The organism is Mitsuaria sp. BK041 (assembly GCF_014193085.1).
Lineage (GTDB): Bacteria > Pseudomonadota > Gammaproteobacteria > Burkholderiales > Burkholderiaceae_C > Roseateles.
On sequence record NZ_JACHYT010000002.1, the window covers coordinates 203,920 to 216,787 of the forward strand.

General features: G+C 70.1%; 10 protein-coding genes and 1 CRISPR repeat array. Of the genes, 7 read left to right on the forward strand and 3 right to left on the reverse strand.

Going from position 1 to position 12,868, the window contains the following annotated elements:
• Positions 1 to 20: 20 nt before the first annotated feature.
• The 7 genes from FHT38_RS16835 to FHT38_RS16865 all read left to right on the forward strand — a co-directional run bounded on the left by FHT38_RS16835 (position 21) and on the right by FHT38_RS16865 (position 6,099).
• Positions 21 to 299, forward strand: a complete 279-nt coding sequence (locus tag FHT38_RS16835; protein WP_217648438.1) for a DUF1902 domain-containing protein — start codon at positions 21 to 23, stop codon at positions 297 to 299.
• 5 nt (positions 300 to 304) lie between these two features.
• The gene (locus FHT38_RS16840; protein WP_091725953.1) at positions 305 to 502 is read left to right on the forward strand and encodes a type II toxin-antitoxin system HicA family toxin; all 198 of its coding nucleotides are present in this window, start codon (positions 305 to 307) and stop codon (positions 500 to 502) included.
• Between the two features lie 155 nt (positions 503 to 657).
• Positions 658 to 1,035 (forward strand): hypothetical protein, encoded by a 378-nt coding sequence (locus tag FHT38_RS16845; protein ID WP_183492620.1) that lies wholly within the window; start codon positions 658 to 660, stop codon positions 1,033 to 1,035.
• Positions 1,036 to 1,074: 39 nt separating this feature from the next.
• The gene (locus tag FHT38_RS16850) at positions 1,075 to 1,608 is read left to right on the forward strand and encodes an RNA polymerase sigma factor (RefSeq protein WP_183492621.1); all 534 of its coding nucleotides are present in this window, start codon (positions 1,075 to 1,077) and stop codon (positions 1,606 to 1,608) included.
• 10 nt (positions 1,609 to 1,618) lie between these two features.
• Positions 1,619 to 2,533: an anti-sigma factor gene (locus tag FHT38_RS16855; protein ID WP_183492622.1), complete on the forward strand. Its 915-nt coding sequence runs from the start codon at positions 1,619 to 1,621 to the stop codon at positions 2,531 to 2,533.
• Between the two features lie 40 nt (positions 2,534 to 2,573).
• Positions 2,574 to 4,325: an ABC transporter ATP-binding protein gene (locus FHT38_RS16860; protein WP_091725969.1), complete on the forward strand. Its 1,752-nt coding sequence runs from the start codon at positions 2,574 to 2,576 to the stop codon at positions 4,323 to 4,325.
• Positions 4,312 to 6,099: an ABC transporter ATP-binding protein gene (locus FHT38_RS16865; RefSeq protein ID WP_255488836.1), complete on the forward strand. Its 1,788-nt coding sequence runs from the start codon at positions 4,312 to 4,314 to the stop codon at positions 6,097 to 6,099. Before FHT38_RS16860 ends, FHT38_RS16865 begins: the two co-directional genes overlap by 14 nt.
• Positions 6,100 to 6,129: 30 nt before the next feature.
• Here the strand turns inward: FHT38_RS16865 and FHT38_RS16870 are convergent, their stop codons facing one another.
• The 3 genes from FHT38_RS16870 to cas1e form a co-directional block, all read right to left on the reverse strand.
• On the reverse strand, positions 6,130 to 8,064 hold the full coding sequence (locus FHT38_RS16870) for a serine protease (protein WP_183492624.1): 1,935 nt from the start codon (positions 8,062 to 8,064) through the stop codon (positions 6,130 to 6,132).
• A 294-nt stretch (positions 8,065 to 8,358) separates the two neighbouring features.
• Positions 8,359 to 11,620: direct repeats of the CRISPR family, unit length 29 nt; unit sequence GGGTCCATCCCCGCTCACGCGGGGCAACC.
• A gap of 55 nt (positions 11,621 to 11,675) precedes the next feature.
• Positions 11,676 to 11,993 carry a type I-E CRISPR-associated endoribonuclease Cas2e gene (cas2e, locus tag FHT38_RS16875; RefSeq protein ID WP_183492625.1) on the reverse strand — a complete coding sequence of 106 codons (318 nt, stop codon included), beginning with the start codon at positions 11,991 to 11,993 and terminating at the stop codon, positions 11,676 to 11,678.
• Positions 11,965 to 12,858, reverse strand: a complete 894-nt coding sequence (gene cas1e / locus FHT38_RS16880; RefSeq protein ID WP_183492626.1) for a type I-E CRISPR-associated endonuclease Cas1e — start codon at positions 12,856 to 12,858, stop codon at positions 11,965 to 11,967. Before cas1e ends, cas2e begins: the two co-directional genes overlap by 29 nt.
• Positions 12,859 to 12,868 lie beyond the last annotated feature (10 nt).

Genomic DNA, 12,868 nt, shown 5'->3' on the forward strand with positions numbered 1-12,868 from the left:
CTGACCGCAGGAGTTCACCCATGCATTCGATCCAACTGACGGTGGCGTACGATCCGCGAATGAAACGCCCGCTGCAGATCCAAGCCGACTGGGATCCCGAGGCCTCGGTCTGGGTCGCCACGTCGGAGGACGTGCCTGGGTTGGCCACCGAGGCGGAGACGCTCGAGGCACTCGAGGCGAAGCTGAAGGTCCTCGTGCCCGAACTGCTGGAAGCGAACGGCCATCTTCCCGACGGTCCGGAGCTGTCGATGGAAGTGCTGGCGCGGCGCGTCAGCAGCACCTCGATCCACCTGCGCTGAGTCCCATGGGCGCCAGCTTCACGCCGGAGCTGGTCCGGATGCTCCGCGCCGCAGGTTGCTGTTTCGAGCGCCGCGGCAAGGGCGATCACGACATCTGGTTTTCCCCGCTGAGCCGTCTCCGCTTCCCGGTGGATCACCAGATCAAGTCGAGGCACCTTGCCAACGCGGTCCTGCGCCAGGCCGGCCTGGCCAAGCACTTCTGAGACAGCCCCGCGGGCGTCGCGCCCGGTGCGGATCGCAATGGCCTGCCGCCACCATGGCGATCCCTCGCCGGAAGGACGAAAGTCAGTTGGAATAACCGGCCTTCCTGCCGTGTTCATGCAATACCCCCACCTGATCCCAACCCAGGAGACCCCGCATGACGAAGACCCTCAAGCTCACCGCCGTCGCGCTGCTGATGGCCGCCGCCGGCCTCGCCACCGCGCAGACCGCTCCCGCGATGGCCAAGGACGGCGCGCTGGTCGGCGCCAACGACATGACGCTCTACACCTTCGACAAGGACGCCGCCGGCTCCGGCAAGAGCGTCTGCAACGGGCCCTGCGCGACCAACTGGCCGCCGCTGATGGCCCGCGCCGAGGACAAGGCCAGCGGCGACTGGTCCATCATCACGCGAGACGACGGCTCCAAGCAGTGGGCCTACAAGGGCAAGCCGCTGTACTTCTGGGTCAAGGACGCCAAGCCCGGCGACCGCAGCGGCGACGGCATCAACCAGGTCTGGCACACGGCGAAGCCCTGAACCGCTCCCCTGTTTCCGCGACCGCAGGCCGTCCGTCCCATGCCCCTCGTCCTCGACGAAGCCTTGCCGCTGCTGCCGCGCCTGCGCCGCCACGCGCGGCTGCTGTGCGGCGACGCGGCGCGGGCGGACGACCTGCTCCAGGACACGCTCGAGCGCGCGGCCCGCAAGGGCGCGCTGTTCCATGCCGAGCCCGGCCCCACGCGCCTGGATGCGCTGCGCAACTGGCTGCTGACGCTGATGCATCGCCTCTACCTGAACCAGCGGCGCGATGCCCGCGAGGCCCTGCACGACTCGCTGGACGACGAGGACACGCCGCAGCCGCTGGTCCATGAACCGCAGCAGCAGGTGGCCCTGCGCCTGGACCTCGAGCGGGCGCTGGCCGCGCTGCCCGCCGCCTCGCGCGAGATCCTGCTGCTGGTCTGTGTCGAGGAACTCAGCTACCAGGCCGCCGCCCAGGTGCTGGACGTGCCGGTGGGCACGGTGATGTCGCGGCTGTCCCGCGCGCGGGAGCGGCTGCGGCAGTCGATGGACGGCGTCGCGCCGGCCCGGCCCCCGCTGCGAGTGGTGAAATGAGCGCCCCGCCATGACGCACGACGACCACGAACTCGACGACGCCACGCTCCACGCCTACGTGGACGGGCAACTCGACCCCTCCCACGCCGCCGAAGTCGCCGACCGGCTGCTGCGCCAGCCGCGCGCCGCACAGCGGGTACTGGCCTGGCGCGAGCAACGCGAAGCCCTGCAGGCGCTGCATCGCGACTGGCTCGACGAACCGGTGCCCTCGCGCCTGAGCGCCGCGCTGCACCCGCCGGCCACGGCCGCCGTCGTCGCCTCGCCCTCCCCCCCCTGGCCGCGCGCCTGGGCCGCCGCGCTGCTGTTGGCGCTGGGCCTGGGCGCGGGTGCCGCGGGCGGCTGGGGCGGTCACGGCTGGTGGCAGGGCAAGCAGCAGGCCGCCGCGCAGGCCGCCGCCCAAGCCGCCGCGCGTGCGGCGGGCCGCGATCCAACCGTCCCCGAATACGTCCGCGACGCCGCCATCGCCCACGCCGTCTACCAGCCGGAAAAGCGCCACCCCGTCGAGGTCGGTGCCGACCAGGCGGACCACCTCGTCCAATGGCTGAGCAAGCGCCTGGGCGCGCAGTTGTACACCCCGGTGCTGCGCGATTACGGCTGGAAGCTGGTCGGCGGCCGCCTGCTGCCCGCGAGCGACGACCCCTCCGTCGGCGGCGCGCTGGCCCGCGCGCAGTTCATGTACGAGAACGACGCCGGCGAGCGCTTCACGCTGTACGTCAGCACCGGCGCGGCATCACCGGAAGCCCCGGTCGCCTTCCGCCTGACGCAGCGCACCGAGGGCGGCAGCACGACGCGCAGCCTGTACTGGATCGACGGCAAGCTGGCCTACGCGCTCAGCGGCAACTTCGACGAGAGACGCCTGCGCGTGCTCGCCGACCTGGTCCATGCCCGCATGGGCATGATTGCCCGCGCGGCCTCATCGCCCTGACCTTTCGGCATGAAAAGTCCGGCGGGCACAATGCGCCGCCATGTCGCTCACACGCCTGATCGCCGGCCACATCCGCGGCCATTGGCGGCCCTATGCCGCCAGCGCGCTGATGCTCAGCACCATCGCCGTCCTGACGGTCTGGATCCCGCGTCAGGTGGGCCATGTCGTGGACGCGCTCGTCGCGCACCGCCTCGCCGGCTGGGACCTGATCGCCCAGTTGAGCCTGCTGGTGCTCGCCGGCCTGGCGATCTACCTGCTGCGCGTGGGCTGGCGCCTGGCGCTGTTCCGCACCGCCTATGAACTCGGCCGGCAGCTGCGCACCCGCCTCTACGCCCAACTGACGCGCCAGGGTCCGGCCTTCTTCCACGCCCAGCGCACCGGCGATCTGATGGCGCTCGCCACCAACGACGTCGACGCCATCGAGATGGCCGCCGGCGAGGCGCTGCTCGCCGCCTTCGACGGCTCGCTGACGCTGATCCTGGTGCTCGGGATGATGACGATCGGCGTCGACTGGCGCCTGGGCCTGGCCGCGCTGGTGCCCTTCCCCTTCATGGCCTATGCGTTCTGGCGCATCTCGACGCAGGTCCATGTCGCCTGGTCCGATTCGCTGACGCGCTTCTCCGCGCTGAACCAGCAGGTGCAGGACAGCCTCGCCGGCGTGCGCACCGTGCGGGCGCTGGGCCTCGTGCGGCGCAGCCGCGCGCAGTTCGGCGAGCTCGCGCGCGACGCCGGCGCGGCCGCCTACCAGGCGCAGCGCTGGGAGGCGATGTTCGAACCCGCCGTCGGCCTGTCGCTGGGCGCGGCCACGGTGATCGCGCTGGGCGTGGGCGCGTGGCTGGTCGGCACAAACCTGATCACCATCGGCCAGCTGACCGCCTTCACGATGTACCTGGGCCAGCTGATCTGGCCGATGTTCGCGGCGGGCTGGGTGCTGTCGCTGCTGGAGCGCGGCCGCGCCGCGTGGTCGCGGCTGCAGCCGGTGCTCGACGCACCGGCCGGCCTCGTCGACACCGGCACGCGCGAGCTGCCCGCGCAGGCGGACATCGCCTGGGACCGCGTGTCCTTCCGCTATCCCGGCATGGCGCAGCCGGCGCTCGAGGACATCACGCTGACGCTGCCGCCGGGCCGCACGCTGGGCATCGTCGGCGCGACGGGCTCGGGCAAGTCGACGCTGTTGCGGCTGCTGCTCCGGCAGTACGAACCGGATGCCGGCGCGGTGCGCCTGGGCGGCGTGCCCGCGCCGGAGATCCGGCTCGACGCACTGCGGCGCGGGCTGGCCTGGGTGCCGCAGGAGCCCTTCCTGTTCTCGGCCTCGGTGGCGGACAACATCGGGCTCGCGCGCCCGGACGCGACGCGCGAGCAGATCCTGGCGGTGGCCGAGCTGGCCGCCGTCCATGACGACATCGCGCGCCTGCCGCAGGGCTACGACACGCTGGTCGGCGAGCGCGGCGTGACGCTGTCCGGCGGCCAGCGCCAGCGCGTCGCGATCGCGCGGGCGCTGCTGGCGCAGGCGCCGGTGCTGCTGCTGGACGACGCGCTGTCGGCCGTGGACAGCGGCACCGAGACGCAGATCCTGGACCACTGGCGCGAGTTGCGGGAGCGCCATCCGGAGCGCAGCCTGGCGATCGTCAGCCACCGGCTCTCGGCGGTGATGGAGGCCGACGAGATCGTCGTGCTGAAGCAGGGCCGGATCGTCGAGCGCGGCCGGCATGAGGACCTCATCGCCCTGGGCGGCTGGTACGCCGGCCAATGGCGTTATCAACAACTGGAGGCCAGCCTTGACGCCGCCTGAGACCGCGTCCGGCACGGACAGCAAGACGCAGCCCGACCGCCACTCGCCGCGCGAGGCGCTGGCGCTGCTCGCGCAGGCCGCCGCACCGGAGCGCCGCGGCCTGGCCAAGGGCCTGGGCTGGCTGGTCGTGGCGGCCGCGCTCGAGGCCATCGGGCCCATCCTCGGCAAGCACTTCATCGACGCCCACGTGCTGCCGCGCGATTTCTCGCTCGGCCCGATGGCGCTGCTGCTGGGCGCGATGCTGCTGGCCGGCTGGGCCGCGAGTCTGCTGCGCTACGCGCAGCTGCGGCGCATGGCGGCGGTCGCGCAGCGCTCGGTGCTGCGCCTGCGCGAGCAGGTCTACGCCCATGTGCTGGCGCAGCCGATGGCCTTCTTCGACCGCAGCATCACCGGCCAGCTGCTGAGCCGCATCACCAACGACACGGACGCGGTCAACAACCTGTACCGGCAGGTGCTGTTCGTGATGCTGGACTCGACCATCGTCGTGGCCGGCGCGCTGGTCGCGATGGCCTGGCTGGACTGGCGGCTGATGCTGATCGTGCTGGCGCTGGTGCCGGCGAGCTCCGGGATCATCTGGCTCTACCAGCGCGCCAGCAGCGGCCCGGTGCAGAAGGCGCGGGCGCTGCGGGCCGAGCTCAACGCGCAGATGGCCGAGAGCATGGCCGGCATGGCGATGCTGCAGTCGGCCGGCGCCGCGCAGCGCTTCGCCGCGCGCTACGAGACGGCCAACCAGGCTCAGCTGCAGGCGCGCGTGCAGGAACTGCGCGCCAATGCCTGGCTGCTGAGGCCGGCGCTGGACCTGCTCAACGTGCTGCTGATCGTGACGGTGATCTACGGCTTCGGGCAGCGCGAGCTGTCGGGGATGGAGGTCGGCCTGCTCTACGCCTTCCTGGCCTACATCGCCCGGGTCGTCGAGCCGCTGATCCAGATCACGATGCAGTTCAGCCAGCTGCAGCAGGCGCTGGTGGCGGCATCGCGGGTGCGCGCGCTGCTGCGCGAGCCGTCCGAGCCGCGCTCGCACCGACCGGACCTGGTGGTCGGCGCCGGCGCGATCCGCTTCGAGCACCTGCACTTCGCCTACACGCCGGAGCAGCCGGTGCTGCGCGACCTGGATCTGGACATCCCCGCCGGCAGCTTCGTCGGCATCGCGGGCCACACGGGCTCGGGCAAGTCGACGCTGCTGGCGCTGCTGCTGCGCTTCTATCAACCGCAGCAGGGCCGCATCCTGATCGACGGCCAGCCGCTGGCCCAACTGCCGGACGAGACCTTCCACGAGGCGCTCGGCCTGGTGCCGCAGGAGCCCTACCTGATCGCCGGCAGCGTGCGCGACAACATCCGCATGGGCCGGGCGATCCCCGACGAGCAGCTCGAGGCGGCGGCTCGCGCGGCGCGGGCGCATGACTTCCTGAGCGCGCTGCCGCAGGGTTATGACAGCCGGCTCGGCGACGGGGGGCTGGCGGTGTCCACCGGACAGAAGCAGCTGATCGCGCTGGCACGCGCGCTGGCCGGGAATCCGCGCATCCTGCTGCTCGACGAGGCGACGGCCAACATCGACAGCGCGACCGAGGCGCAGGTCGGCGAGGCACTGCGCGCGCTGCGCGGCCGCGTGACGGTGATCGCGATCGCGCACCGCCTGTCGACGATCCGCGATGCCGACCAGATCGTGGTGCTCAACCACGGCCGCCTGTCCGAACGCGGCACGCACGAGGCGCTGATAGCGATCGAAGGCGGCATCTACCAGCGCCTGGTGCAGCTGCAGGCGCTGGAGGAGTGAGCGGGGCGGGGCCGGATGCAGCCCCGCGGATCAATGCTCGCTGACCTTCGCCGCCTGCATCAGCAGGTCGAGCTTGGCCTTCATCTGGTCCTGCGGCGTGCCGGTTTCCGCCCGGTACTGGAAGGTGTAGAGCACCTCCGGCGCGGGCTGCGCGTCCGCGACGCCGGGGATCGCGCTGATGATCTGCCGGTCGTTCGCGCTCACCGCGACGCCGTCATAGGGATGCGCGTGGCGCAGGCGCTTGCTCCACTCGCGCTTCACCGCCTCGCTGCCGGACTCGGCGGGCGTCCCGTGCCGGAACACATCGATCTCGGTCTTCTCGTCGGGGTTGTAGGCCACGACACCGGCGATGCGGAGTTCATCCCCCGCGGGCGCGTGCTGGAAGGCGAGGTCCAGCCGCAGCCGACCACCCGGTTCGATCTTCTGCAGCTCGGGCCCGTAGGTGAACGCCAGACGGCGGTCGTCGAACGCGAAGCTGCGTCCGTAGTCGACCTTCAGCACCGGCTCCACCAGCGGCTTCGGCAGCAGGGGCCCCTGCTGCAGGAAGCGGTTCCAGTCGGACAGCTTGCCTTCGTAGGAGGCCGCGAAGAAGCCGGTCATCCGCTTCATCCGGTCGATCTGCCCGGCCAGGCCCAGCGCGCCCGCCCGGGCCTCGAAACCGACCGAGCCATCCGGCACCGGCAGGTCGAACGCCATCATCCAGTCGCTACCGAACCAGGTCGTGACGTGCCAGAGCCGCACCTGCCAGACCCGGCCCCAGCCGTCGGTGAAGCGGGTGTCCTCGGTCGGGTTGCCCAAGGAGGCCACCTTGATCGTCTCGGCGTTGACGTGGATGGTGCCCGGTGACGCCTTGAGCACCAGGTCCCTGACCATGCGGGGATCGGCATACCACTTGGTCGGATCGATGCCCTCGGGCCGGTGCCGGTGGAACACCAGGTAGCCCTTGAACTCGGCCGAATCCTGCCAGCCCTCGTGCCCGAGATCGAGCCGCGTGTAGTGCGGCTGCGTGATCACCCAGTCGCCGTTGCCGTTCTGCACGACGATGCCGGGCGCGCTGCGCTCGTAGAAGCCATGCAGCAGCCGGTCGCTGCCGCTGCCGCGAGGAAAGGTGTCGTTGGCGTTCTCGGCGAGCAGGTCCCGCAGCTGGGCGGCATTGAACTCGTCGGCCGCCTTCATGTAGGCCTGCGACAGCTCGGCGAAGCGCTTGGGCGCGGGGATGTCGACCTTGAAGCGTGCCGATCGCGTCTTGTCGAAGACGGCGAAGCCGGTGACGCCGCGCGTGTCCGCGCTCACCACGCCGTCGGGCGCGCGCTTCACGAGCGCGATGGGGACGGCGATGTTGAGCGTGTTCTCGGTGGTGCGCATCGCCCGCACGATGCCGATCACGCGGCCCGAGGCGTCGACCAGCGGTCCGCCGCTGTTGCCGCCGGAGATCGGCGCGGAGAAGCGCATCCACGACCAGCGGCCGCTGTCCTCCTCCGGCGTGTCGGAGGTGTAGTTCCCTTCCCGCATGACGACGCCCTCGCCGAGCGCGTTGCCGACGGCATAGACCGTCCCGTTGAGCACCGGCTTCTCGTTGAGCGGCAGCGCGGCGACGCTGTCCGGCGGATTCGCCAGCGTGAACACCGCGAAGTCCTGGTCGACGGAGCCCTTGGTGACCTGGGCGATCGGATAGAGCTTGCCGGCCGCGTCGCGCAGCATCGGCTCGCCGCGCGAATCGCCGAACGAGGCGATCAGCACATGCATGGCGGTGACGAATTGGTGGTCGCCGATGGCGAAGGCGGTGCCGACCGACACGTACTTGTCGGCGCGCATCTGATAGGGCAGCAGCTCGTGCCAGGGCTTGTCGTAGCGGATGGACTCCTCGGCCGGCTTGGGCACGACGACCTCGAAGGTGGCCTCGCGCACCTGGCGCTGGATGTCGGGCTCCAGCGGCGCCGCGAGGGCGCCAGCGCAGAACTGCAAGCCAAGAATGCCAACACCGCCGAAGCGGACCATTGCCGCCAGTGCCCTTTTCATACATCCCCCCGTATGGCGACCGGAGGAAGGCCCGGCCGCTGGGGGATGCTGAGGTCGACAAGCTGCCCGGTGGTGTCGAGCGGGTGAAGAAGGATGAAGCAGCGGGCGGCGGCCGGTCAGGGGGTCACACCAGCAGGATCAACCGCGCAAGGGGATCGACCGCAGGCTGCCGCCACATGGATCCGTTCCCCACGCACGTGGGGGAACCACCTCCACGGAGCCGGTGTCGTTGACCGTGAAGGGTCTATCCCCGCTGACGCGGGGCAACCAGGCGAGCGAGCGCTGGAGCGCTTTCACCGGCGTGTCCATCCCCGCTCGCGTGGGGCAACAAGCAGCACCGCCTTGTCGATGCTCACGAAGAAGGGGCCATCCCCGCTCCCGCAGGGCAACCCTCCACCAGGCGGCCCAGCGTCAGCTTGGTCGAGGTCCATCCCCGCTCAGGCGGGGCAACCGAAGCCATTGGCAGCGGTGTAGCGCTACGCGGTGGTCCATCCCCGCTCACGTGGGGCAACCTCGATCATTCCGTGGACCAGGCCGTATGGCGTGGGTCCATCCCCGCTCACGCGGGGCAACCTCGATGGGCGTCTTCTCGCGCTCGTCGGACGTGGGTCCATCCCCGCTCACGCAGGGCAACCGCTTGCCGGCTGAGAGACCCTTCGAGTTGCTTGGGCCCATCCCCGCTCACGCGGGGCAACCGCACCATCACCGGGCCTCAGGCAAAGCTGCATGGGTCCATCCCCGCTCACGCGGGGCAACCAAGACCGGCGTGACCACCAACAGCAGCGGCGTGGGTCCATCCCCGCTCACGCGGGGCAACCCAGTGCTCCGGCTCGACCTGGATCACCGCGCGCGGTCCATCCCCGCTCACGCGGGGCAACCGCTCGGATAAGGGGCGCCCGCGGCTGTCCCGTGGGTCCATCCCCGCTCACGCGGGGCAACCGAACCATAGTAGACAGGATGCGCTGCACTATGGGGTCCATCCCCGCTCACGCGGGGCAACCAAGCGCGGCCATCCGTGGGAGTGCTACTCGTGGGGTCCATCCCCGCTCACGCGGGGCAACCAAGCCGAGGGCGCGCAACGCTGCATTCATGGTGGGTCCATCCCCGCTCACGCGGGGCAACCACGGTCGCATGCGAGCACCCGATATCACCATCGGGTCCATCCCCGCTCACGCGGGGCAACCCGGAGCTGGTCAAGGGTGAGCATCTGTCCCTTGGGTCCATCCCCGCTCACGCGGGGCAACCTTGAAGGGGAAGCCATGCCGAGCAGCCTGATCGGGTCCATCCCCGCTCACGCGGGGCAACCGTCTTGGAACTGCTGCGCCTTCGTGCCGCGCACGGTCCATCCCCGCTCACGCGGGGCAACCGATGCCATTCGGGCGGCGCAGTATCCGCATCTGGGTCCATCCCCGCTCACGCGGGGCAACCCCTGATCGAGCCATGACCCCGGACTACGCCACGGGTCCATCCCCGCTCACGCGGGGCAACCGTCTTGGTCGCCACGAAGGCGCCCGTCGTGTCGGGTCCATCCCCGCTCACGCGGGGCAACCGGGATCCAGGTCCCCGGCTTGACGCCCCAGTCGGGTCCATCCCCGCTCACGCGGGGCAACCGCGGCCAAGAGCATGGAGGACGCGCTCGTCACGGGTCCATCCCCGCTCACGCGGGGCAACCGTCTGTGGCGGCCAACGACCGTCCGCTACTGCGGGTCCATCCCCGCTCACGCGGGGCAACCGTGTACTGCTCCTTCTTCGGGCCCCACGTCGACGGTCCATCCCCGCTCACGCGGGGCAACCGGGCTTGGCTCCGTCGACTGGTAGTAGGGGACGGGTCCATCCCCGCTCACGCGGGGCAACCGCGCTCCTCTTGCTGGCCCGGCCGCCAGTTCGAGGTCCATCCCCGCTCACGCGGGGCAACCATCTCGATGGCTTCGTGTGCACGATCTGCGGCGGGTCCATCCCCGCTCACGCGGGGCAACCGCTGGTGTGGGTGCTGCGCGTGAACTGCTCCGGGGTCCATCCCCGCTCACGCGGGGCAACCTGGCTCTGGAACGAGTTGTGCCGCACCTCGCCGGGTCCATCCCCGCTCACGCGGGGCAACCCGACCGATGGCAGCTATCACGCGCTGGCTGTGGGGTCCATCCCCGCTCACGCGGGGCAACCTTGATGAGCCCCGCAGTCGATGCCACCAACTGGGGTCCATCCCCGCTCACGCGGGGCAACCCCCGGCCTATTGGGTCATCCGTGTCGGCAGCACGGTCCATCCCCGCTCACGCGGGGCAACCAGTGTTTCGGTGTAAGAGCGGAGGTCCATGGAGGGTCCATCCCCGCTCACGCGGGGCAACCGGCAATGGATTGAGTGGCCCGACGGCTTTGACGGGTCCATCCCCGCTCACGCGGGGCAACCTCCGCGCGGCGCAGCGCGAGCTGGCCCACACGGGGTCCATCCCCGCTCACGCGGGGCAACCGTTCCTACCGTGATCCATGCCGTCGGCGGGCACGGTCCATCCCCGCTCACGCGGGGCAACCGATGTCCGCGCGCGCGGCGCGCAGCCAGGATGGGGTCCATCCCCGCTCACGCGGGGCAACCTCGACGGGGAGAACGGCCTCAAATGGAGCTCGGGGTCCATCCCCGCTCACGCGGGGCAACCGTCCAGCCGGGGATGCTCAGCGTGGACTGGCGGGGTCCATCCCCGCTCACGCGGGGCAACCTCGTCGAGGCCGCCGAACCAGATCTCGCTGCCGGGTCCATCCCCGCTCACGCGGGGCAACCGTGCCGGTGAAGCTCTGCGAGACCTCGAACTGGGGTCCATCCCCGCTCACGCGGGGCAACCGGAGAAGCAGTCCACGAGTCGAGCGGCGTCTGCGGTCCATCCCCGCTCACGCGGGGCAACCGCTGCTCTTCTGCGATTGACCGCGCAGGGGGTGGGTCCATCCCCGCTCACGCGGGGCAACCGTCCCAACGGCGCACCTGCATGTCGCTCGCGCGGGTCCATCCCCGCTCACGCGGGGCAACCCAGCCCGGCAAGCGTTCCGCCTTCTGGCCAGCGGGTCCATCCCCGCTCACGCGGGGCAACCGGGCGCCGGCGCGCTTGAGGGTGAGCAACGCGGGGTCCATCCCCGCTCACGCGGGGCAACCCGAAGAACCGAACGAACATCCGCAACTTCGCAGGGTCCATCCCCGCTCACGCGGGGCAACCAGATTGGGTGCGCCATTCCAGACGACTTGGAAGGGTCCATCCCCGCTCACGCGGGGCAACCCCGTGGACGTCTATCTGGAGAAGCGGGGCATCGGGTCCATCCCCGCTCACGCGGGGCAACCGGCGATGGGAACGTGACCGGGCTGAGACGAGCGGGTCCATCCCCGCTCACGCGGGGCAACCGCGGTAGATCGTGGTCTTACTGAAGCCGGTCAGGGTCCATCCCCGCTCACGCGGGGCAACCACTTGCTTGGCCGCCGCGCCGGTGTGCGAGTAGGGTCCATCCCCGCTCACGCGGGGCAACCTCTCTCGCGTAACTCCAGGTCACGAAAGAGGAAAGTCCGAAATGCGCTCGAAATTTTAAAGAGCGGTTTTCGTCGCCGTGGTTCGTCGCCGTACGAGCCACATCCCGTCGGCTTCGATGAGGTCCCGGGACGGCTCTCCCAGGTTGGCGACACCAACGCCACCCACAGCATTGAGATCTCGCCAAACCATCACCACACTCCCCCGAGGTTCGTGGAGGTGCCACTCGCTCATCACGGTCCAGACTCGTTCCCTCACGCGTGGGCTCATGCGAGGAGAAACGAACACATTCGTCGCTACCTCCAGCATCACGGATGAAAGGAAGCCGTGGACGCGGTCAGCGGCATCACGAATCACGATCGTCACCAGCGCCATTTCCCGCCTCTTCCATCCGCAGCACCTGCTTGATGCGATCGATCATTCCGCCAATCACCTGCTGCTTGCGAAACACCGCCGCCGCTTCTCGTCGAACCAGCCGATCGATGGTCTCGTCCACCTGCTCCGCGCGCTTGGCCGCTACGAAGGCGATCTGCAACGTCACCGTGTCGCGGAACAGGTCCGCAATGTCCAGCACGAACGATTGACCGGAATCCTCGTGAATGAATCCCAGTGGAGGCAACGCAGCCAGCGATTGCACCGCCAACGCAGCGGCAGCCTGAACCGCCGTGGCCGCGTGATTGATCGCCTGGTTCGCCAGGTCCGCGGCATTCGGATCAGCGCGGTCGTACTGGCGCCCCTCCCACCGAATACCGTGCTTCGCCGCCATCAGCTTGTAGAAGTTCTTGACCCGCGCCCCCTCGATGCCCCGGAGCGTGTCCAGGTCCCGGTGCGGCAGTACTTCGCCCAGCCGAAGCGCATACATATGCCTCGCCACGCTGATGCGTCGCCGTGGATTGCCCCACAACTCGGCTTGTCGACGAGCCACATCGGATCGGTCGGGCAGCAATGGCAGGGCGGTATAGCTGCGCACGCCGTCCTCCCCCACCGCAGCCATCAACGTGCCATGCCGTGCCAACAGCCTCAGCGCATCCTGCGTGACGCTGCTGCCCGGCCCCAGCAGGATCATCGACACCGACTGATGCGGGATCTGCTCCACGGTCGGGGTCGGACTGTCCCGTCCACGCTGGAAGTGCAGGCACCCGTCCACCACACACAGTTCCCCGCGGGAGAGCCACAGCAACCCGTGGCGGTCTGCGTGTGGGATCCGCGCAGTCTCGAGTCCGAGTCGGCCCTTGAGCACGATGAGGCCC